We start from the raw sequence: 21,196 nt of genomic DNA on the forward strand, positions 1-21,196 counted from the left end.
GGCTGGAAATTCCGGGACACCAGACACCACACCCCGCCCGCGTCAGAAGGTCTTCGCTTCCGCTTCAGACGTCAGAGTGCGGCATATCGCCGTGGGTCGGGGAATCGCGCTGAAAACCGTGGATAACCGGGCAGTTGTGGATAACTCAAACCCCCGCGGGGTGAGGTTGCCGCACCCGTCCACCGGGCTGCGGCCATCCGCGTGCGGGACCCGGTACGTCAGCGTCAGCGAGTGCACCGGCAGCTCCCACTGCAGCCCCTCGCGGCCGCCCGTGCCCCCGACCGCGCCCCGCATCCCAGGAGCGGGCCGCAGTCCGCCGCTACGGCAGCTCGATGCCCGGGTCCAGCCCGCCCAGCGACTCGGAGCAGCCGCACGAGCGCTCCACGGGGAGCTTCCCGACAGCGTCGAACAGCACGTTCCGCAAGCGTCCGACGTTCTCCCCGAAGACCCGCAGGACCTCTTCGTGGGAGACGCCCTCGCCCGTCTCGGCGCCCGCGTCGAGGTCGGTAACGAGGGTCAGCGAGGCGTAGCAGAGCCCGAGTTCGCGGGCCAGTGCCGCCTCCGGGTGGCCCGTCATGCCGACTACCGACCAGCCCTGCGCCGCATGCCAACGCGACTCCGCGCGGGTGGAGAAGCGGGGCCCCTCGACGACGCACAGGGTGCCCCCGTCCACGGCTGCCCAGCCGTGGTCCTGTGCGGCGGAGAGGCATGCCTGCCGTCCGGCCTCGCAGTAGGGGTCGGCGAAGGTCAGGTGCACGACGTTCGGGATGGAGCCGTCGGGGAGGGCCTCGCCGTCGAAGTACGTCTGCACGCGCGTCTTCGTACGGTCGACGAGCTGGTCCGGGATCAGAAGCGTGCCCGGCCCGTGCTCCTCGCGCAGGCCGCCGACCGCGCAGGGCCCCAGCACCTGGCGCACGCCGGCGGAGCGCAACGCCCACATGTTGGCGCGGTAGTTGATGCGGTGCGGCGGCAGGTGGTGCTTGCGGCCGTGGCGGGGGAGGAAGGCGACCCGCCGTCCGTCGATCTCACCCAGGAAGAGCGAATCGCTCGGGGCGCCGTACGGGGTGTCGACCGTGACCTCGGTCACGTCCTCCAGGAAGGAGTAGAAGCCGGAGCCACCGATGACGCCGATCTCAGCCTGTTCGCTCATACGGCCCACCCTAAGGGCAGCTCCGGGACGGGACGGAGGGTGCCGGGCGCAAGGCCCGGCAGGACCGTCAGGCGGCCGAACTGCCCGCCGTGCTGGTGCTCTTGGAGCTGCCGGACGAGTCCGACTTCGAGGAGCCCGAACCGGAACCCGACGAACCGGAGTCCGAGGACTTCGAGGACGACGAGCTGTCGCCGTTGCTCTTGGAGGAGGTGTCGGACGAGCTCGACGACGATCCGCTCGTCGAGCTCGACGTGGTGCTGCGGCTGTCGTTGCGGTAGAAGCCGGAGCCCTTGAAGACGATGCCGACTGCCGAGAAGACCTTCTTCAGGCGGCCCTCGCACGCGGGGCACTCGGTCAGTGAGTCGTCGGTGAACTTCTGCACCACCTCAAGGCCCTCGCCGCACTGGGTGCACTGGTACTGGTACGTCGGCACGTCTCTTCCTCCTGGCACTCTTACTCGGTGAGTGCTAACGACGCTCCATAGTGCAGCATTCCCGCGCGTCAGTCCACCGTTGCAGGTGCACGGTGACCCACCCCACCCGGTGATCCCCGTCCGCCGTGCCGGCCGGCCAGCCGGCGGCGGAAGATGACGAGGGCCGCCAGCGCCAGCCCCGTACCCGCAGCCGAGGCGAGGAAGCCGGCGCCCGCGCCGAAGCCGTCCGTCAGCTGTCCGGCGGCCATCGAGCCCGCGGCCTGACCCAGTGCCACCGCCCCGGTCAGCCATGTGAAGGCCTCTGTGCGGACGGCCGCCGGAACCAGCAGGTCGACGAGCGTGAAGCCGGTGATCATCGACGGCGCCACGCTCAGCCCCGCCACCAGGCCCAGCGCACCCAGCAGCGTCAGCCACGGAGTCAGCTGGGCCGCGGTGGCCAGCGTCACGGTGGCCAATACGAGAAGGGGGTAGGCGATCAGCAGCCGGGCCTGGGCACTGCGCCTCCAGCGGATCGTCCCGACGGCCACGGCGGCCAGCGTGTTCCCGGTGGCGAATATCCCGTACAGCACGCCGTTGAGCTCCGGTCGGCCCGCGAACTGTGTGACCGCGGCGATGGAGACCTGCATGCCTCCGAAGACGCTTCCGATGCCCAGGAGCGCGGGGATCAGCACGCGCACGCCGGGGACGGCCAGCGCGGACCGCTCACCGTCGTCTGTCCGTGCCGTGGCCGGCTCGGCTTGGGGGGCGGCGCCTTCCGGAGCACTGTCCGCGGCGTCCCTGCCGTCGAGAGGTCGGTCGAGAGAGCCGTCGGTGTACGTCGCGCTGCCGGAACGTCCCCCACCGTCGGGACGCGTCGCGCTGTCCGTGCGCGTGCGCGCCGCACTGTCCCGTCGGATGTTCGCCTTGCTCTTCGCGTTCCCCGTGTTCTGTCCGCGCGCCCTGGGCGGTTGTGTGCTCCGCTGCGCGGCGAAGAAGAGCCCGCCGCCCAGGATCAGCAGTGCCTCCGCGACCAGTCCCGCGGCCGGATGCACGGTCGTGCACAGGGCGGTCGTCAGCACGGGGCCGACGATGAAGGTGAACTCGTCCGTGACCGACTCGAAGGCCGCCGCGGTCGTCGTCAGCGGCGAGCTGCCGTCCAGGGACGACGACCAGCGGGCCCGCACCATCGGGCTGATCGGCGGGGTGGTCGCTCCTGCAGGTATCGCTGCGGCGAACAGCGCCCACAGCGGTGCGTCCCGCAGGGCCAGGACGATCAGCAGCGAGACCGTCAGCGCGTGCAGCAACACGGCGGGTACGAGGACGGCTCCCTGTCCGAACCGGTCGGTGAGCTTTCCGCTCTGCGGCGCGATCAGTGCCATCGAGACGCCGGAGACCGCGGTGACGGTGCCCGCGACCCCGTAGGAGCCGGTGGTGTGCTCGACCAGCAGCACGGTGCCGATGCCGAGCATGGCGATCGGCTGCCGGGCCAGGAAGCCGGGGATCACGAAGCGCCAGGCCCCAGGCGTGCGGAGCAACTCGCGGTATCCGGGGCGGCGTTCGCCTGCCGGGGTGGCCGGAGACGTCACGGCCGGGCCTCTCTGCCGCCTGGTAGCGCGCCGCTCGCACCGAGGGCTGTCCGCCGAGGGCTGTCCTCTAGCGCGTACCTCCGGTCGCGCCAGCCCTGCATCAGGCAGGATCGGTGAAATGTCTTGCCGTCAGGCAGGATAACGGCCTGCGCGACGAGGGGAATCCCCGTGGACGGGGCAGGGACGGCCCGTCGGAGCGATCGAGAGCCGCGGCCGCCCTCACGGGGCGAGCCCGGAGCCGCTTCAGTGCTTCCGCAGGTCCCAGGGCCGCCGGAATCCGCCGGACCTCTCGGAGCCGGCGTGCCCTGCCTCGGCCTGCCCTGCCCCGGGATGCCCTGCCTGGGCGTGCCTCGAGCCCGGTACACGGATGCCCCAGGGGCGTCGCGGACTGCGGCGGCGCGCGTTCGGGCCGGCGGCCCGGCCCTCCCCGTCCGACTTCAGCCATCCGGCCAGCTTGCCGCCCCTGCCCACGTCCAGGAGCCGCTGCTCCGCGGCGTCGCGCACCGGGTCGGTCGCCACGACCAGCAGTTCGTCCCCGTGCCGCAGCATCGTCGTCGGCAGCGGGACGAAGCTGTTGCCGTCGCGTACGACGAGGGTGACCGCCGCTCCTGGCGGGAGACGCAGTTCGCCGACCTCGACTCCGTGCATCCTGGAGTGCTGCGGGATGGCGACGGAGAGCAGATGGCCGCGCAGGCGTTCCAGCGGGGCGGACTCGATGTCCATGTCCATCGGTTCCTCGCTGTCGCCGAGTTGCAGCTTCCGCGCCAGCCAGGGAAGCGTCGGGCCCTGCACGGCGGTGAAGATGATCACGAGCACGAAGACGATGTTGAAGATGCGCTCGCTGCCGGGGACTTCGGCCACTCGCGGGATGGTCGCCAGCACGATGGGGACGGCTCCGCGCAGCCCCGCCCATGACAGCAGCGCCTGGTCGCGCCAGCGTTGGTCGAAGGGCAGCATGCTGCACACCACCGACAGGGGGCGTGCGACCACGGTGAGCGCGAGGCCGACGACGATCGCCGGTACGACGTCGTCCAGCAGGTCGTGCGGCGTGACCAGCAGACCGAGCAGCACGAACAGGCCGATCTGTGCGATCCACGCCAGCCCGTCGGCGAATCCGCGTACCGCGGGGCGGTGTGGAAGCCGGGCGTTGCCCAGGATCAGGGAGGTGACGTAGACCGCGAGGAATCCGGAGCCGTGCGCGATCGCTCCGCCCGCGTAGGACAGCACGCACAGTGCCATCACCGCGATCGGGTAGAGGCCCGACGACGGCAGTGCCACCCGTCCCAGGCCCAGTTCGCCCAGCTTGCCGACGGCGAGTCCGACGATCAGCCCGATCGCCAGCTCCAGCGCGATCTCCGCGACCAGCACGTACCAGTGCACTGCCGCGAAATCGTGCGCGGAGATCGCGACGACGAGGATCACGACCGGGGCGTCGTTGAACCCCGACTCCGCCTCCAGCACGCCCGTGAGCCGCTTCGGCAGCGGAACCTTGCGCAGCACGGAGAAGACTGCCGCCGCGTCCGTCGACGAGACGACCGCTCCCATCAGCAGCGCCGCCTGCCAGTTCAGCCCGACGAGATAGTGGGCGGCGGACGCCGTGACCGCGACACTCACCCCCACGCCCAGCGTGGACAGCACCGCGGCCGCCGGGACCGCAGGCCGGATCTCCCGCCACTTGGTGCTGAGTCCGCCCTCGGTGAGGATCACGACGAGCGCGGCGTAGCCGAGCGTTCTGGTCAGCGTCGTGTTGTCGAACTGCACACCGAGACCGTCCTGCCCGATGGCGATCCCTATGCCGAGGTAGACCAGCAGACTCGGCAGTCCGCTGCGGGAGGAGAGCCTGACAGCGGCGACCGCGAAGAGCAGGACGAGGGTGCTGAGGAGCAGGAGTTGGTTGAGGCGGTCGACAGTCAGGGGCAGATCCTTTCCAGATCGCGGCGAAGTCCCTAGCAGATCCGCCAAATCGTTCGCGTGGCTAACAATTTACCATCGCTTGAACGTCCCTCCGGGTTCGCCGGTGACTCCCTGTGTAGTGCCGGGCAGGCTCCGCCTATGGTTGCTCCAGCGTGAATCCGTACCCGGTCCGCCCGACCCAGGTCCGCCCTGCCCCTCGAAGGACAGAGATGCCCGCCAAGAAGACCTCGCGACGCGCCCGTCTGATCGTGATCGCAGTCGTGCTGCTGCTCGTGGCCGGTATCGGGGGCGGCACGTTCTGGTCCATAAGTTCCGTGCGGGACTCGTTCCCGCAGACGACGGGTTCGCTGAAGCTCAAAGGGCTCGACGACCCGGTGACCGTCCAGCGTGACCGCGAGGGCATCCCGCAGGTCTACGCGGACAGTTCGAAGGACCTCTTCACGGCGCAGGGGTACGTGCAGGCCCAGGACCGGTTCTGGGAGATGGACGTACGGAGGCACACGACCGCCGGCCGCCTCTCCGAGATGTTCGGCGAGAGCCAGGTCAAGACCGACGCCTTCCTGCGCACCCTCGGCTGGCGCCGCGTCGCGGAGAAGGAGTACGCGAACCTCGCGCCGTCGACGAAGGCCAACCTCAAGGCGTACTCCGCGGGCGTCAACGCCTACCTGAAGGACCACAAGGGCACTGCCGCCTCCGTCGAGTACGGGGCACTGGAGCTGTCCAACGACTACACGCCGCACAAGTGGAGCCCCGTCGACTCCGTCGCCTGGCTGAAGGCCATGGCGTGGGACCTCCGGTCGAACATGAAGTCCGAGGTCGACCGCTCGCTGATGACGAGCCGGCTGACCCGGCAGCAGATCGAGGAGCTGTACCCGGAGTATCCCGTCGACCGCCACGAGCCGATCGTCGACAGCGAAGCGAAAGCCGGCCGCAAGAAGTTCGTCCCGGGCGCCAGCTCCTCCGCCTCGCCGAACGGCGGTGCGGCCGCCGCTCAGCAGGCCGCCGTGCGGAAGGCCGGCTCCCGGCTGAGTTCCGTGGCGACGCAGCTCGACAAGGTCCCCGCGATGCTCGGACCCAGCAACAGCGGCATCGGCTCCAACTCGTGGGTCGTGTCGGGCGAGCACACGACGACGGGCAAGCCGCTGCTGGCCAACGACCCTCACCTGGCGCCACAGTTGCCGTCCGTCTGGTACCAGATGGGACTGCACTGCAGGACGGTGAGCAAGGCCTGCCCGTACGACGTCTCGGGCTTCACCTTCTCCGGTATGCCGGGCGTCGTCATCGGCCACAACCAGCAGATCTCCTGGGGCATGACCAACCTCGGCGCGGACGTCACGGACCTGTACCTGGAGAAGTTCCGCGACGGCACCTACCTGTACGACGGCAAGCGGCGCCCGTACCGCACCCGCCAGGAGACCATCAAGGTGGCCGACGGGCCTAGCCGTGAGATCACGGTGCGCGAGACCAACAACGGCCCTGTCATCTCCGACCGCGACAGCGAACTGCGCAAGGTCGGCGACGAGGCCCCCGTGGACAACGCGGCCCCCGACCGCGGCGACGGCTACGGCGTCTCGCTGCGGTGGACGGCGCTGAGCCCGTCCAAGTCCATGGACGCGATCTTCAAGTTGAACCAGGCGACCGACTTCGGGGAATTCCGTGCCGCCGCCCGGGACTTCGCGGCGCCCTCGCAGAACCTGATCTACGCCGACACCAAGGGCAACATCGGCTACCAGGCCCCCGGCCGCATCCCCGTGCGCGCCGCCGGCGACGGCCGCTACCCCGCGCCCGGCTGGGACTCGCGCTACCGGTGGAAGGGCTACGTGCCGCAGGACGCGCTGCCCTGGGAGTACAACCCCGAACGCGGCTACATAGTCACAGCCAACCAGGCCGTCGTGGACAAGAAGAAGTACCCGTACATGCTCACCGAGGACTGGAGCTACGGGACGCGCAGCCAGCGGATCAACGACCTGATCAAGTCGAAGATCGAAGACGGCGGCAAGATCTCCACCAACGACATGCAGACCATGCAGATGGACAACAGCAGCGAGATCGCCAAGCTGCTCGTGCCCTACCTGCTGAAGATCGACGTGAAGGACGGCTACGTACGCGAGGCGCAGCAGCTCCTCGAGGGCTGGGACTACACCCAGGACCGCGACTCGGCGCCCGCCGCGTACTTCAACGCCGTCTGGCGCAACATGCTGCTGCTGGCCTTCGGCAACAAGCTCCCCAAGGAGCTGCGCGTCAAGGGCGACTGCCTGAACGTGAGGCCCACCGACGACTCCGCTCCCGTCGACGACCTCAGCGGCAACACCCGCCTGGTGCGCGAGTGCGGCGTGCGGGACGCGGCTTCCGGGCAGCCGGACGGCGGCGACCGCTGGTACGAGGTCGTACGGAAGCTGATCAAGGACTCCGACAGCGACTGGTGGAAGACCCCGGCCAACAAGGGGCGTCCCGGCGACCAGAACCGCGACGAGCTCCTCGCCCACGCCATGAAGAACGCCCGCTGGGAGCTGACCTCCAAGCTGGGCAAGGACATAGAGACCTGGAGCTGGGGCCGCCTCCACCTCCTGATGCTGAAGAACCAGACCATCGGTACGGAAGGCCCGGGCTTCATGCAGTGGCTGCTCAACCGCGGTCCCTGGGACCTCGGCGGCGGCGAGGACGCCGTGAACGCCACCGGGTGGAACGCGGCCGGAGGCTACGAAGTGGTCTGGGTGCCCTCGATGCGGATGGTCGTCAACCTCGACGACTTCGACAAGTCCCGCTGGATCAACCTCACCGGCGCCTCGGGCCACACCTACAACCCGCACTACGTCGACCAGATGGACAAGTGGTCCGAGGGTGCGACGCTGAAGTGGGCGTTCTCCGAGAAGGCCGTGGAGAAGGCCACCGAGGACAAGATGGCGTTCACGCCGTAGAAGGAGGGGCCTGTCCCTGAGGGGCAGGCCCGCCGCCGACCCCCGCCCCGTCCCGACCGTCTGCCGGCCGCGGCCTCGTCAGTGACGGTGGTGCGGCGGCGGAGCCTTGAAGCGGTGGATCCCGGAGGGCGTCACCGCGGCGGCGACGGGCAGGTCGTGCGGCTCCGCCGGCACGCTGCCGACCAGTTCGGCGTCGTAGAGCAGCACGGCGAGAGCGGGCCGCGCCCCGGACGCCCCGATCCGCGCCAGCACGCGGTCGTACGACCCGCCGCCGCGCCCCAGCCTGATGCCCTGCCCGTCGACGGCCAGCCCGGGCAGCAGCACCACCTCGGCGTCCGTCACCGCGTCCGGACCGAGGCGCGGGCCGTCGGGCTCCAGCAGTCCACGTCCGGCGCGTTCGAGGCGGTGCGCGCCCTCGTACGCGGCCCAGTCCAGGTCGTTGTCGGGGAGCAGCACCGGCAGCAGCACGCGCACCCCGCGCAGGCGCAGGGCCTCCAGCAGCGGCAGCGTCCCCGGCTCGCGGCCCACCGAGACATACGCCGCGACGCTCCGTGCCTCCGCCAGCTCGGGCAGCTCCAGGGCGCGCTCCGACAGGACGGCCGCCGTCTCCTCCGCGTCGCGGGCAGTCAACCGCGCCCTCACCGCGAGGATGCTCTCCCGCAAAGCGCGCTTACTACCGTCGATGGGGGTCACAGGCCGGCCGGTCCCTTCCGGCGTGAACAGGCATGCTCACACCGCTACATATCGGAGCGAAGGCGTACCTTCCGGTCAAAGCCTCCGGTTATCGTGCGGGACATGACTACTCCCCGAGCACAGATCACCAAGGCTGTCATCCCGGCGGCGGGTTTGGGCACCCGCTTCCTGCCGGCTACCAAGTCCACGCCCAAGGAGATGCTGCCGGTCGTCGACAAGCCGGCGATCCAGTATGTGGTCGAGGAGGCCGTCTCCGCCGGGTTGTCCGACGTTCTGATGGTCACCGGCCGCAACAAGCGGCCCCTCGAAGACCATTTCGACCGCAATTACGAACTGGAACAGGTTCTGCGCGACAAGGGCGACGAGGCCAAGCTGAGCAAGGTCGAGGAGTCCAGCGCCCTGGCGACGATGCACTACGTGCGCCAGGGCGACCCCCGCGGTCTCGGCCACGCCATTCTCTGCGCGGCACCGCACGTGGGGGACGAGGCCTTCGCCGTCCTCCTGGGCGACGACCTGATCGACCCGCGTGATCCGCTGCTCACCCGCATGACCCAGGTGCGCGAGCAGCACGGCGGCAGCGTCATCGCGCTCATGGAGGTCGAACCGCAGAACATCCACCTCTACGGCTGCGCGGCCGCGCAGCCCACCGGCGAGGAGGACGTCGTCCGGGTGTCCGACCTCGTGGAGAAGCCGTCGAGCGACGAGGCGCCGTCCAACCTCGCGATCATCGGCCGCTACGTGCTCGACCCGGCCGTCTTCGACGTGCTCCGCAAGACCGAGCCGGGACGCGGCGGCGAGATCCAGATCACCGACGCCCTGCAGACCCTCGCGGCGGAGCCGTCGCTGGGCGGCCCGGTGCACGGAGTGGTCTTCCGCGGCAGGCGCTACGACACCGGTGACAGGGGAGACTATCTGCGCGCCATCGTCAGACTGGCATGCGAACGTGAGGACCTGGGCCCGGACTTCCGGGACTGGCTGCGGAGTTTCGTCACCGAGGAGATGTGAGCCGTTGAGCGAGACCTGGTCGGTCGAGGAGCACCTGGACGACATCCTGCGCAGCGTGCGCCCCTTGGAGCCCATCGAGCTCCAACTCCTCGACGCACAGGGGTGCGTGCTCGTCGAGGACATCCCGGTGCCCACCTCGCTGCCTCCCTTCGACAACAGCTCGATGGACGGCTACGCGGTGCGCACCGCCGACGTCGAAGGGGCGTCCGAGGAGTTCCCGGCAGTGCTGTCCGTCATAGGGGACGTGGCGGCGGGCGCCGGAGACCTCCCCGTCGTAGGGCCCGGCCAGGCCGCCCGCATCATGACGGGGGCCGCGATGCCGCCCGGAGCGGAGGCGGTCGTCCCCGTCGAGTGGACCGACGGCGGTCTCGGCGGCGGGCCCGTGGACTCCATGAGCGCCCGCAGCGCCTCGCCGGAGGGTGCGGCAGGTGAGGTGCGCGTCCACCGTCCCGTCTCGGCGGGCCGGCACGTCCGTCCGCGCGGCAGCGACGTGCGGGCGGGGTCGCTCGCGCTCGGCGCCGGCACGGTCCTCGGCCCACCCCAGGTGGGCCTGCTGGCCGCCATCGGCCGAGGCAGCGTACGCGTCCGCCCGCGGCCCCGGGTGGTCGTCCTCTCCACGGGGAGCGAACTCGTACCGCCCGACGAGCAGTTGGGCTCCGGTCAGATCTACGACTCCAACAGCTTCGCGCTGACCGCCGCCGCACGCGACGCCGGCGCGATCGCCTACCGGGTGGGTGCCGTCGCCGACGACGCGGACACCCTCCGCGCCACGATCGAGGACCAGCTCATCCGGGCCGACCTGGTGGTCACCAGCGGCGGTGTCAGCGTGGGCGCGTACGACGTCGTCAAGGAAGTGCTCTCCAAGATCGACGAGGGGAGCGGCAGCGTCGAGTTCCGCCGCCTGGCCATGCAGCCCGGCAAGCCCCAGGGTTTCGGCCTGATCGGCCCGGACCGCACCCCGCTGCTCGCCCTGCCCGGCAATCCGGTGAGCGCGTACGTCTCCTTCGAGCTGTTCGTCCGGCCCGCGGTGCGGGCGCTGATGGGGCGCGCCTCCGTACGCCGGGAGACCGCCCGGGCGCGGCTGGAGACCGAGGAGCCGCTCAGCTCCCCGGACGGCAAGCGGCAGTTCCTCCGCGGCAGTTACCTGCCGCCCGCGCCGGGGGAGGCCCGTGGCTCGGTGCGTCCCGTCGGGGGCGCCGGCTCCCACCTCGTCGCCGCTCTCGCGCAGGCGAACGTGCTGATCGACGTCCCGGAGAAGACGGTGCGGCTCGCGGCGGGCGAAGAGGTGACGGTCGTCCTGCTGGACTAGCCCCTACCCCGACCTGCACCCTCCCGTCCACGGGCCTGTGCGGCCCCGCCGGCACCGCTCCTGCCTGGCCCCGGGGCGGGTCGCTGTCACGGTCCGTACGCCCGGAGCGACGCCGGGACGCCGAGGGCCCGGTACCGTATCCGGTCACAGGGACGGTTCCGGGAGAACGATTGAACAGCGCCGAACAGCAGCACCTCACCCACATCGACGAGGGTGGGGCAGCCCGCATGGTCGATGTCTCCGCGAAGGACGTCACCGCCCGCACCGCGCGTGCGGCCGGCAGAGTCCTCGTGTCGCCGCGCGTCGTGGAGCTGCTGCGCGGCGAGGGCATGCCCAAGGGGGACGCCCTCGCGACGGCGCGCATCGCGGGAATCATGGGAGCGAAGAGGACACCGGATCTCGTCCCGCTGTGCCATCCGCTCGCGATCTCGGGCGTAGAAGTCGGCCTCTCGGTCGCGGACGACGCCGTCGAGATCACCGCACAGGTGAAGACCACGGACCGTACGGGCGTGGAGATGGAGGCCCTGACGGCCGTGACGGTCGCCGCCCTCACCGTGATCGACATGGTGAAGGCCGTCGACAAGTCAGCCGTCATCGCGGACGTACGGGTGGAGGAGAAGTCCGGCGGCCGGTCCGGCAACTGGACGCGTTCCGCAGCGATTTCGAGCCCGTCCCCCTCCGGCGGCGAGGACGGGCGTCAGGAGGGAACAGGCGCATGAGCCCCGCACAGCACTCCTACCGCGCTCTGGCCGTGACGGCGTCGAACCGGGCAGCGGACGGCGTCTACGAGGACGAGGGCGGCCCGCTCCTCGTCGAGGCCCTGAACGCCATGGGCTTCGAGACGGAGGGCCCGAGCGTCGTCCCGGACGGAGAACCCGTCGCCGAGGTGCTGACGGCGGCTGTCAACGCCCGCTACGACGTCGTCCTCACCACCGGCGGCACAGGCATCTCCCCGACGGACAAGACCCCGGAGATGACGCGCCGCCTCCTCGACTACGAGATCCCGGGCATCGCGGAGGCGATCCGCGCGGAGGGAGCCGACAAGGTCCCGACTGCGGCTCTCTCCCGCGGAGTTGCGGGCGTCGCCGGCAGCACACTGATCGTCAACCTGCCGGGTTCGTCCGGCGGCGTACGCGACGGGCTCGCCGTCCTCCGCCGGCTTCTGGTCCACGCGGTCGACCAGATCCACGGAGGCGATCACCCCAGAGGGGCCCCCAACTGAACGCGCCCTGGCCGGTCGTACTGACGGACGGAGCAACCTCGCTCCGTCCCATAAAGCTGCGCGACCAGCGTGCCTGGCGTGAGGTCAACCAGCGCAACCGCGACTGGCTGCGGCCCTGGGAGGCCACGATCCCGCCCGCGCCGGCGGGGCTCGCGCCTCCGCGCCGCCCGACGTACCGGCAGATGGTCCGCCATCTGCGGGGGGAGGCGCAGGCGGGGCGCATGCTGCCGTTCGTCGTGGAGCACCAGGGGCGCCTGGCGGGGCAGTTGACGGTCGCGGGCATCACCTGGGGATCGATGTGCTCCGGACACATCGGCTATTGGGTGGACCGTGAAGTCGCGGGCCGCGGTGTGATGCCGACGGCCGTGGCGCTGGCAACGGACCACTGCTTCCGCACGGTTGGGCTGCACCGCATCGAAATCTGCATCCGTCCGGAGAACGCGCCGAGCCGCCGCGTCGTGGAGAAACTGGGCTTCCGTGAGGAGGGGTTGAGGCCCCGTTATCTGCATATCGACGGTGCCTGGCGTGACCATCTGGTTTACGCACTGACCTCGGAAGAAGTCCCCGAAGGGCTGCTGGCGCGCTGGCATCGCGAGGCACCGCACACCTCCAATAAATAGAATATTTATTCGAAAGTAATCACCGTTCCCTGAACGGCCCCCGGCCGCCGGGGAATTGACGAACGGCCACCCGGTAGGCGCGATCGGAAAAAAAGCTGGAGAGATCAGCCAGATCGTGCGACACACCGCGGTATTTGGCAGATGGGTGCGGCTAAACCCCTCTACCGTGTGAGGGTGAACAGCAGCGGCCTCATCTACGCAGTCATCGTCGGGGCCTGGGCCGCCTATCTGGTGCCGATGTGGCTCCGCAGGCAGGACGAACTGAACGAGTCCCGCCCCACCGAACGCTTCAGTACCGCCATCCGTCTGCTGTCCGGCAAGGCGGCGATGGAGCGGCGATACGCCAAGGAGTCGGAGCGCGACGGTGAAATCCCCGACGCCCACGGCGAGTTCGCCGACCCCCTGAGTGATCCCCTTGCCGGGCGGCGCGAGGCGGCCACGGCGGGCGGCTTCCCCGAGCCCGGCGACGCGCAAGGGGCCGTTCCCTGCGGAGACGACGCAGCCGACGAGACGGTGGACGTCCGCGCCTACGCCGACCCCAAGACCATGGTGGGCGAGGCCGGTGCGGCCGCCCCCACCGAGGTCCTGTCCGCGCACGGTGACCACGCCGCCGAAGTACGGGGCGGCGACGGGCCGTCGGGCGACGGACGGGCCGAACCGCGGAACCGCGGAAAGAGCACGCGCGCCAAGGTGCTCGCCCGGCGCCGGCGCACCACGATGGTGCTCTTTCTCGCCTTCACGGCGGGCACTGTCGTCGCGGGAGTCGGCGGCATCACGTACCTGTGGGCGCCCGGCGGGCCGGGGCTGCTGCTCAGCGCGTACATCGTGCATCTGCGGGTGCAGGAGCGCCGCCGATTCGCCGCCGGCATGGAGAAGCGCCGGGCGGAGGCCGTGGCGCACCGTCTGCAGGACAGCCCGGAGCCTTCGGAGGACCCGGACGGGCAGACCGAGTCCTTCCCCGGTCCTCCCTCGAACGTCCGGCCGCCGGAGCCGGAGGCCGCCGCCCAGCCCGGTACGCAGCCGGCGGCCCGGCCCGCCGCCCGGGCGGCCCAGGAGCCCACGGCCGCCGACCGGCGCGCCCTCGTCGAGCAGACGGACCACGCCGAGTGGGTCGACCAGCAGCGGAATCGGGACGGCGAGCCCGGCGAGGGCTGGGACCCCGTCCCGGTGCCGCTGCCCACGTACGTCAGCGCTCCCGTCGCCCCGCGCACCACCCGCGGCGTGGACCTGGAGGGACCCGGCACCTGGAGCTCGGCCCGCTCCACCACGGCCGGGGGCGAGCCGGGCGGCGACGAGGGGCCCGACGATCCGGCCCCCTCGCGCCGCCGCGGACGCGGGCACGGCCGTACGCCGCTCTTCGACCAGTACGAGGACGGCGAGCGGCCCCGCGCAGCCAACGAGTGACAGGCGGTGACCGCTGTCCGCCCCTGCGGGGGCGGGCGCAGCGCCCGGCGGGCGCTGCGGCGGGCCGCACGGGAGCGCGGTGACCAGCGCTCTATCGGATTTCCTCGCAGCGCTGCGGGGATGCTAAGGTTTCACCCGTCGCAAGGGCCTGTAGCGCAGTCCGGTAGCGCATCTCGTTCGCAACGAGAGGGTCAGGGGTTCAAATCCCCTCAGGTCCACAGCAGGTCAAAGCCCCCGCCGGGAAGATCCAGCGGGGGCTTTGTCGTGCCGTACAGCAGCGAAGTACAGCAACTACGGTGACTGTCCTTGATCGCTGGAGGGTCCGCCGAGGTGCTTGCCGAGCTTCCTCAGTGCCTTCCGAGTCGCGTCGGACGGGACGTGCGTGTACACCTCCATCGTTATCGCGATCTTGCTGTGGCGAAGGATCTGCATGGCAACGCGCGGGTGCACGTCGAGGGCCGCGAGCAATGAGCCGCATGTGTGGCGGGTGTCGTGCAGCCTGATCTTCCGCACCCTTGCCTTGGCCGACCGGGCGTCGAATGAGCGATTAAAGTTCCGCGGCTCAATCGGCGTTCCGTAGCGAGTGGTGAAGACGAAATCGGAGTCGGTCCACAGCTCACCCGCGGCCTTTCGGGCTGCCTGCTGCGTCTTGCGTCGGAGCTGGAGGGCGGTGACGCAGATCTGGGGGAGGGGCAGCGTCGCTGTCGATGCCTCGGTCTTCGTCTCGTCGTGCACCAGGCGCCGGCTGATTCGCTGGAGCTGACGACCCACGGTGATCTGTCCTGCTTCCAGGTCCACGTCCTGCCATGACAGCCCCAGGACCTCACCACGGCGGAAGCCGAGGACCAGGACCAGGACGTAGGCCGGGTAGAGAGGGTCACGGGCCCCACGGGCAGCTTCCAGGAAGGTCCGCGCTTCCTCCACCGTCCAGGGTTCGCGACGTTGCTTGCGACCAGCCCGGACCTTGACCAGACCGGCCGCATTCTTGCTGATCAACTCCTCTGTCATGGCGTGCGTGAGGGCGGATCGGAGAACCGCTCTCGCGTCGTTCACGGTGCGTCGGGACGGCCGGCGGCGGCAGCACTGACCGACTGCACAGCAACGCCGCTTCTCGGGAGAGCGATCCGCATCCACGCCTCGGGCACAGCAACGGCACTGCTCCATCGCCCTGTTCATCCACTCCCGGACATCACGCACGGACAGCTTGTCGAGCCGCTTGCCGCCCAGGCCCGGCACCAGGAAGAGGCGAACGAGGAGTTCGTAGTTCTCGTAGGTCTTGGGCTTGAGGTCTGGCTTCACGACTTCCCGCAGCCAATACGTGAGGTACTGCTGCACGGTCGGCGTGCGAGTCGCGACGGGACCCTTCTTGGCTTCGGCGTGGAGTTTGATCCACTTGTCGTGGACTTCCTCGCGGGTCTTGCCGTAGACGTACTTGCGCTTGCGCTTGCCGTCCGGGGTGGAGACCCAGACGTACGCGGCGAAGCTGTTGTTGCGGTACGGGTAGATGGAGCCTTCTCCGTTGCCCCGCTTGCCGCTCATGCCGACCACCTCATGTCCTCGGCTTCGGCAGCGCAGCGTTCGACGTACTCGTCGACCCAGGCCGGAAGGATGCGGCGGTTGCGGCCGACCTTGACGGAGCGGATCTCGCCTGTCAGCACGAGCATCTTGGTCTTGGACAGACCGAAGCCGAGCATGTCGGCGACCTCGGCTGTGGTGTGCCACTTCCTCTCGATCACGGCGGTTGTCACTGGCCTTCTCCTTCCTGTGCGCGTAGGTCGTGCAGGGCTTCGCGTGCGGTGTCGCGGTTGAGTTGGAGGTCTCGGGCGATGGTTGCGGCGAGGGCGGATTCGCCGGGGCTGTGGCCGTTGCCGGCGTATTGCCAGTCGGCGAGGACGAGCACGGTGTCCGGCTCGATGTCGTCCAGGCCGAGGACTTGGGCTTGTTCGGCGGCGCGGTAGTCGGCTCGTGCCTGCCGGAGGGCTCCCAAGGTGGTGGAGTAGCGGCGGGACTTGGTCGAGAAGTGGCCTCGGAAGCCGAGCATGTGAGCCCACGCCCACAATCTGCGGTCCGGATACAGCGGATCGAGTTCCTTGCAGGCTTGGATGAGGCGGCGGGTGTGGTCGGGTACGTCGTGCCGGTCGAGTTCGGCGAGTTCGCCGATGCGGCGGTCGAGGGTGCCAGTGTTCTCGGCTGCCTTGGTGGCGTACTTGGCCACGTAGGACGCGACGGCTTGTTCGGTCAGCTCCGAGCCGTCGCCGAAGGCTTTGACCGGTCGCACGTCGAGCTGGTCACCCCAGCGCAGTGTGCGTGAGGGTTCGTCACCGGTCGCGGGGACGGTGATGGTGGTGTAGGAGTGCGCGGCGGCGGCGCGGATCGCATCCTCGAGCAACACGGGACTGGCCCAGTGCGGCGGAGGGGTCTCGGGTCCGTCAGGCCCGTCGATGCGGGCGATGACGTGAAAGTGAATCGCTCCGCGCTTCTGGAACTCTGCGACCTTGCCGTAAGAGATCCGCGCGGTCTCCTTGAGCAGGGTCTGGGTGATGCCGGCACGGGCGGCGATCTCGCGGCGCAGTCGGTTGGTGAAGCGCTGCCAGAGCTGCCCGGCATGGTTGTTGAACAGCACCGCGCCGGCGTAGTCGTAGGAGTCGGGATCGAGCGGTGTGCCCAGGGCGGGATCGTCGTCCCGGTGCTTCGTGCCGCAGCGGCAGGCCTGGTTGCCTCGCTGGTTGTGGACCGGGCCGAAGGACGGTGCGGTGAGGGTGGCGAACACGCGAGGGTGATCGCGCACGGTGGCGGGGATGTCCTTGTCGGAGTCTCCGGCGAGGCCGGCGCGGATGAGGTGGTAGGTGTCCGCAGAGTACGTACGGGCGCAGGCCGGGCAGCGGGAGGCACGGCGGTTGCCACAGGCGACCCGGAGCCGTCCGCCAGGCTCATCCTCCGTGGAGTACCGGTGAAGGGTCTGGCCGGTCGTCTTGTCCTTGGTGAGGGTCCAGCCGGTCAGGTGGATCGGTTTGGAGCAGCCGCCGGTGCGGCGCACTTGGTCTTCCCAGCGGGCGAAACCGGGGGACCCGGCCACCCTCAGCGCATCGGCGAGGGTGATCGGGTCCAGGCCCGCCATGGTGGCGGTGTTGCTCATGCGCGGCCTCCGGCGACGAGGCGACGCATCAGGACGGTGCCGGCACCGTGGCAGCTCTGGCAGATGACGGGGAGGGTGCGGCGGCTGCCGTCGGGGTTGCGGGTGCCGGTGTCGATGGCGACGACGGGGAAGCCGTCGCAGTCGCCGCAGATGCGGGTGCGGGCGGGGGCAGGGGTGGGCTGGGTCATGATGGGTGTCCCTTCTGATCTCGCTTGGGTTGGTTGGGGGCCAGGGCCCTGCCGGGGCGGCGGACGCTTGGCGGCTTTGGCCGCCCCGGAGGGCCGGTCAGCTACGGAGGCCGTAGAGATCTCGCTGTAGAAGGCGGTGGTCCCGCTCCGCCCGTTCTTCGGGCGAGTCGTGAACCTCTGGCATGTACCGCTCGGACTCCACGTCGAGAGTTGGCGCGTACTCCGGACCGAAGACGCGGGGATCGGCCGGCTTGTCCATCAGCGAGCGCCCCCTTGCCGGTTGAGCAGTGAGCGCAGGACGACGGCGCAGACGGCGACGGATGCGGCGGTGACGGCGACGGCCAGGAGCAGGGAGACCAGGACCGTGCCGACGACGAGTACGGCGCCCGCTCCCCCGGCGACGAGGGCAGCCACGGAGCCGGGCGTGAGCCGGGCCGGAGATGCAGCGACCGGGGCGGGAGCCTGAGCGGGCGGAACGGAGGGTGCCTGTGCCGTGTGGATGGCGGTGGGAGTGACCACCTGAGCGGCCGCCGTCATGCCGGTCGGGACCGGGGTGTTGGGGTACTTGGGGCGGAGCATGGCCGGGTCTCCTGTCAGTCGTTGGTGTCGTTGACGATCTGGGTGCCGGTGCGGGTGCCGCCCTCGATGGCGGGAGCTAGGAAGGTGTCCGCCAGGAGGAAGCCGCCCAGGAGGAGCACGACGATGAGCCAGGTCGGTGGGCGGAAGAGGCGGATGCCGAAGTAGCCGACGAGCCCGACCACGGCGATCAGCGGAAGTTCGATGGTCATCAGCAGGTCTCCTTTCAGCGGACGCGGCAGCGGTGGGTGCGGGCGGCGAGCTGGGCGGCGGTGCGTGTCCCGTAGTTGGCGGACCATCCGCAGCGTTCGGCGGTGCACACGGCGGCGTGGACGGTCTGGCCGGTGCGGCGGGATCGGGTGGTGCCGATCTGCACGGGGCCGATGCGTTCGACGGAGTGGAAGAAGTCGCGGGCAGGCATGACGCGTTGTCCTTTCTGATCAGGTGAGTTGGGTTGCGATGGCCTCGGCCAGCGGCGCGGGGACGCCGAGGCGGGAGCGGAGGGTGTCCGTGCCGATCGGCTCGCCGGTCTGTGCGCGGTGGGAGTCGGCGAGCTTCCGCGCGTGCTCGACCAGAGCCGGAGGCACACCCGCAGCCGCAGCAGGCGCCGGTACCGGGGCCGACTCAGCCGGGATCGGAGCCGGTGAGGGCTCGATCTCCGGTGCAGGCTCAGCCAGTTCGGGCCGCTCGACCGACACCGCAGACGCGGGCGCAGGCTCCGAAGCCTCCTCGACCGGCACCGGAGAGGCAGCCGCGGGCTCCTCTGCTTCGGGGGGTGTGGTGTGGGCGAGGAGGGTTCCGCCGAAGAAGGCAAGTGCGGGCCATCCGGCGACGAGGATGCGCAGCCAGGCAGGTACTTCCTGCACGTTGAGGAGTCCGGCGGTTGCGACGTTGGCGCCGAGTGAGGCGGCCAGGGCGATGGAGAACCAGCACCAGGCCACCCGTGCCGAGGCTTCGGCGGCGCGGAGGGTGCGGATGCGGCGCCAGGCGGCGACGAGCAGGAGGTCGACGCTGATGGGGTAGGCCCAGGCTTTCCAGCCGTCCTGTCCGGCAGCGGCGGCGATGTCGTGGAGGTGCGCGAAGGACAGGGCTCCGGCGATGACCGCTTGCACGAGCACGGCGTCCAGGCGGATCGAGCGCATTGGCTTCTCCTCCCTTCCAGGTGTTTCGGGCGTGGGTGGGGTAGGGACGCGGCGCGAGGCGGTCACGCCAACCGGAATCGGGGTATGGGTCAGGCTGCTTCGGAGATGTGCTCGACAGCCTTGAGCGATGCGGCCAAGGTGGGCCGGTAGTCGGCGAGTTCGGGCAGGTCCGGGGTGAGGTCTGCGTGCTGGTTGCAGAGGTTGACCGCGTCCCGCAGCGAGGTGAGCGGGGTCCTGGTGGTCATCCAGCCGCCGGTGGAGTCGCCGACGATGGCGGTGCCGGGCCGGTGGTCGGGGATCTGGACCGTGGCGAGGACGGCGTCCGGGGAGATGTCGGCGAAGGCCATGTTCGCCGAGGCTTCGTCGTTGACCCGGTGGGCGACCCTGCCGGTGAGCTGGGCACGGAGCAGGGTGATGCCCTTACCCAGGTCGGAGCCGAAGCGCTGACCGCAGATCTCCACGTAGATGCCGGCGGCCCGGCCCAGCTGCACCAGCCGCACGAGGGCGGTGATGATGGCGTCGCGGCGCTTCTCCTCCGACTTGCTGGCGTAGAGGGCGAGTTCGGCGACCTCATCGACCAGCAGCACCACGGGTGTGGGCCGCAGAGCTTCCGGGAGTCCCCAGATGTCGGCGGTGATCTCCGCATCCGGCACGTCCGAGCTGATGCGCTGCTCTGCCCGGATCACCTCATAGGTCGCCGCCATCCGCTCCACCAACGCATCCAGCAGACCGAGCGCGTCATCGGGATTGTCGGCCAGCGCGGAGAACCGCCGGGCGAGCGGCCCGAGTTCCACGCCGTTCTTGCAGTCGATCCCCACCAGGGCAACCGGCTGCGATGCGAGAGCAGCGACGAGACGGCGCTGGTAGACGGACTTGCCCGACTGCGTGGCGCCGATGTTCAGCTCGTGCGGAGTCTGCCGGTAGTCCCGGTAGCGCACGGAGCCGTCCTCACACAGCGAGACCGGCACCCGCAGCAGGTCCGAGTCACAACGGGCGGGCATGTGGACGCGCTTGAGCACGTCGTATCCGGTCATCCGCAGCTCGACCACACCTGCCTTGACCTCACGGGCGGAGACACCCTGCATGCCGAAGGAGTGCCGCAGCCGGTCAGCCGAGGCGGCGAAGTCGAACGCGTCCTGACCAGGCCGCAGCTTCACCCGCAGCACCAGCCCAGTCCGAGTCACCTTGAGCCGCCGGATCTGCGGAACACGCGACGCAGGCACCTCAGTGCGGGTGGCCCGAGCCATGGCGAGACGCAGGCGGGAGGGCGGGACGGTCAGGCCGCAGGCTTCCATGACCGAGGCCCAGCGGAACCGCAGCCGGATCACGGCGACCAGGGCGCCGATGCTCAGCCAGTACCAGGCCGGGCGGAGCCACCGAAGCAGCCCCGCCGTGCCCAGGATGACCGCAGCAGCGATCGTCAGCGTCGTCATGATCAGGCCGCCTTCGCACCAGCGTCGGCGAGGGAGGTGACCGCGACGGCGCGGAAGCTGATGCCGTGCCGCTTCTGGCCGTTGAACTCGTTCTCCCACGGCCGGGCCACCAGACCGGTCAGGGCCACCGGGGTGCCCATGGCGAGATCGGCCGGGACACCGGATTCGGGGATGACGACGGTCATGATCTCGGCGTTGCCGTCCAGGACGAACATCACGTCCACGGTCATCAGCTTGGCGCCGGTCTCACGGTCCAGCGCGATCTCACCGGTCTGCCGGTTGGCCACCTTCGGCTGCGGAGGCTGAGCCGCCATGATCGAAGCGGCGGAAGTGTCGACGGGAATCTGACGCATGAGCGTGCTCCTTGATCCAGGGACAGTGAGTCATCGTCTGCATTGTTTGAACAATGCGAACAGTTGAGATGATGACGCGGTGTGCCCCTGGCGTCAAGAGCATTGGTTGCATTGGCTGGACAATGTGAACGACCA

The 21,196-nt window shown here is 70.0% G+C and carries 22 protein-coding genes and 1 tRNA gene; 8 read left to right on the forward strand and 15 right to left on the reverse strand.

Going from position 1 to position 21,196, the window contains the following annotated elements; translation table 11 throughout:
• Positions 1-319: 319 nt before the first annotated feature.
• The 4 genes from IEY56_RS14685 to IEY56_RS14700 all read right to left on the reverse strand — a co-directional run bounded on the left by IEY56_RS14685 (position 320) and on the right by IEY56_RS14700 (position 5,110).
• Positions 320-1,150, reverse strand: coding sequence for an S-methyl-5'-thioadenosine phosphorylase (locus IEY56_RS14685; protein ID WP_189037631.1), 831 nt, complete (start codon positions 1,148-1,150; stop codon positions 320-322).
• 67 nt (positions 1,151-1,217) lie between these two features.
• Complete coding sequence (locus IEY56_RS14690; RefSeq protein ID WP_189037632.1) at positions 1,218-1,583, reverse strand: FmdB family zinc ribbon protein; 366 nt, start codon at positions 1,581-1,583, stop codon at positions 1,218-1,220.
• Between the two features lie 68 nt (positions 1,584-1,651).
• Positions 1,652-3,148, reverse strand: a complete 1,497-nt coding sequence (locus tag IEY56_RS14695; protein WP_229711902.1) for an MFS transporter — start codon at positions 3,146-3,148, stop codon at positions 1,652-1,654.
• Between the two features lie 243 nt (positions 3,149-3,391).
• Positions 3,392-5,110 carry a potassium/proton antiporter gene (locus IEY56_RS14700; RefSeq protein WP_373292089.1) on the reverse strand — a complete coding sequence of 573 codons (1,719 nt, stop codon included), beginning with the start codon at positions 5,108-5,110 and terminating at the stop codon, positions 3,392-3,394.
• Between the two features lie 161 nt (positions 5,111-5,271).
• On the opposite strand from IEY56_RS14700, the gene IEY56_RS14705 reads away from it, so the two are divergent.
• A complete protein-coding gene (locus IEY56_RS14705) occupies positions 5,272-7,980 on the forward strand; it encodes a penicillin acylase family protein (RefSeq protein WP_189037633.1) in 2,709 nt (902 codons plus the stop codon).
• Positions 7,981-8,058: 78 nt separating this feature from the next.
• Here IEY56_RS14705 and IEY56_RS14710 read toward each other — a convergent pair whose 3' ends face one another.
• Entirely contained in the window at positions 8,059-8,673 is a 615-nt protein-coding gene (locus tag IEY56_RS14710) for a 5-formyltetrahydrofolate cyclo-ligase (RefSeq protein ID WP_189037634.1), read from the reverse strand.
• A 102-nt stretch (positions 8,674-8,775) separates the two neighbouring features.
• Here IEY56_RS14710 and galU point away from each other — a divergent pair, with 102 nt between their 5' ends.
• From galU to IEY56_RS14745, 7 genes are all read left to right on the forward strand, one after another.
• Complete coding sequence (gene galU, locus IEY56_RS14715) at positions 8,776-9,678, forward strand: UTP--glucose-1-phosphate uridylyltransferase GalU (protein WP_189037635.1); 903 nt, start codon at positions 8,776-8,778, stop codon at positions 9,676-9,678.
• A 4-nt stretch (positions 9,679-9,682) separates the two neighbouring features.
• The gene (gene glp, locus IEY56_RS14720; RefSeq protein ID WP_189037636.1) at positions 9,683-10,987 is read left to right on the forward strand and encodes a molybdotransferase-like divisome protein Glp; all 1,305 of its coding nucleotides are present in this window, start codon (positions 9,683-9,685) and stop codon (positions 10,985-10,987) included.
• Positions 10,988-11,214: 227 nt separating this feature from the next.
• A complete protein-coding gene (gene moaC / locus IEY56_RS14725) occupies positions 11,215-11,706 on the forward strand; it encodes a cyclic pyranopterin monophosphate synthase MoaC (RefSeq protein ID WP_189037826.1) in 492 nt (163 codons plus the stop codon).
• Positions 11,703-12,209 carry a MogA/MoaB family molybdenum cofactor biosynthesis protein gene (locus IEY56_RS14730; RefSeq protein WP_189037637.1) on the forward strand — a complete coding sequence of 169 codons (507 nt, stop codon included), beginning with the start codon at positions 11,703-11,705 and terminating at the stop codon, positions 12,207-12,209. Before moaC ends, IEY56_RS14730 begins: the two co-directional genes overlap by 4 nt.
• Entirely contained in the window at positions 12,206-12,829 is a 624-nt protein-coding gene (locus IEY56_RS14735) for a GNAT family N-acetyltransferase (RefSeq protein ID WP_189037827.1), read from the forward strand. Before IEY56_RS14730 ends, IEY56_RS14735 begins: the two co-directional genes overlap by 4 nt.
• A gap of 174 nt (positions 12,830-13,003) precedes the next feature.
• The gene (gene sepX, locus IEY56_RS14740; RefSeq protein ID WP_189037638.1) at positions 13,004-14,233 is read left to right on the forward strand and encodes a divisome protein SepX/GlpR; all 1,230 of its coding nucleotides are present in this window, start codon (positions 13,004-13,006) and stop codon (positions 14,231-14,233) included.
• Positions 14,234-14,377: 144 nt separating this feature from the next.
• Positions 14,378-14,451, forward strand: a tRNA-Ala gene (locus IEY56_RS14745).
• Positions 14,452-14,524: 73 nt separating this feature from the next.
• Here IEY56_RS14745 and IEY56_RS14750 read toward each other — a convergent pair.
• The 10 genes from IEY56_RS14750 to IEY56_RS14795 form a co-directional block, all read right to left on the reverse strand.
• Positions 14,525-15,781 carry a site-specific integrase gene (locus IEY56_RS14750; protein ID WP_229711903.1) on the reverse strand — a complete coding sequence of 419 codons (1,257 nt, stop codon included), beginning with the start codon at positions 15,779-15,781 and terminating at the stop codon, positions 14,525-14,527.
• Entirely contained in the window at positions 15,769-15,981 is a 213-nt protein-coding gene (locus tag IEY56_RS14755; protein ID WP_189037640.1) for an excisionase family DNA-binding protein, read from the reverse strand. Before IEY56_RS14755 ends, IEY56_RS14750 begins: the two co-directional genes overlap by 13 nt.
• Entirely contained in the window at positions 15,978-17,369 is a 1,392-nt protein-coding gene (gene repSA, locus IEY56_RS14760) for a replication initiator protein RepSA (RefSeq protein WP_229711904.1), read from the reverse strand. The genes IEY56_RS14755 and repSA overlap by 4 nt, the downstream gene beginning before the upstream one ends.
• Complete coding sequence (locus IEY56_RS14765; RefSeq protein WP_189037641.1) at positions 17,366-17,557, reverse strand: hypothetical protein; 192 nt, start codon at positions 17,555-17,557, stop codon at positions 17,366-17,368. Before IEY56_RS14765 ends, repSA begins: the two co-directional genes overlap by 4 nt.
• Before the next feature lie 258 nt (positions 17,558-17,815).
• On the reverse strand, positions 17,816-18,136 hold the full coding sequence (locus tag IEY56_RS14770) for a SpdD-like protein (protein ID WP_189037642.1): 321 nt from the start codon (positions 18,134-18,136) through the stop codon (positions 17,816-17,818).
• A 14-nt stretch (positions 18,137-18,150) separates the two neighbouring features.
• Entirely contained in the window at positions 18,151-18,345 is a 195-nt protein-coding gene (locus IEY56_RS14775; RefSeq protein ID WP_189037643.1) for a hypothetical protein, read from the reverse strand.
• Between the two features lie 14 nt (positions 18,346-18,359).
• Positions 18,360-18,554 carry a mobile element transfer protein gene (locus IEY56_RS14780; protein WP_189037644.1) on the reverse strand — a complete coding sequence of 65 codons (195 nt, stop codon included), beginning with the start codon at positions 18,552-18,554 and terminating at the stop codon, positions 18,360-18,362.
• Between the two features lie 19 nt (positions 18,555-18,573).
• The gene (locus IEY56_RS14785) at positions 18,574-19,275 is read right to left on the reverse strand and encodes a DUF2637 domain-containing protein (protein WP_189037645.1); all 702 of its coding nucleotides are present in this window, start codon (positions 19,273-19,275) and stop codon (positions 18,574-18,576) included.
• Positions 19,276-19,364: 89 nt separating this feature from the next.
• The gene (locus IEY56_RS14790) at positions 19,365-20,708 is read right to left on the reverse strand and encodes an FtsK/SpoIIIE domain-containing protein (RefSeq protein WP_189037646.1); all 1,344 of its coding nucleotides are present in this window, start codon (positions 20,706-20,708) and stop codon (positions 19,365-19,367) included.
• 2 nt (positions 20,709-20,710) lie between these two features.
• Positions 20,711-21,061, reverse strand: coding sequence for an SCO3933 family regulatory protein (locus IEY56_RS14795; RefSeq protein ID WP_189037647.1), 351 nt, complete (start codon positions 21,059-21,061; stop codon positions 20,711-20,713).
• Positions 21,062-21,196 lie beyond the last annotated feature (135 nt).

This window comes from Streptomyces daqingensis, from assembly GCF_014645895.1.
GTDB classification, from domain to species: Bacteria; Actinomycetota; Actinomycetes; order Streptomycetales; family Streptomycetaceae; genus Streptomyces; species Streptomyces daqingensis.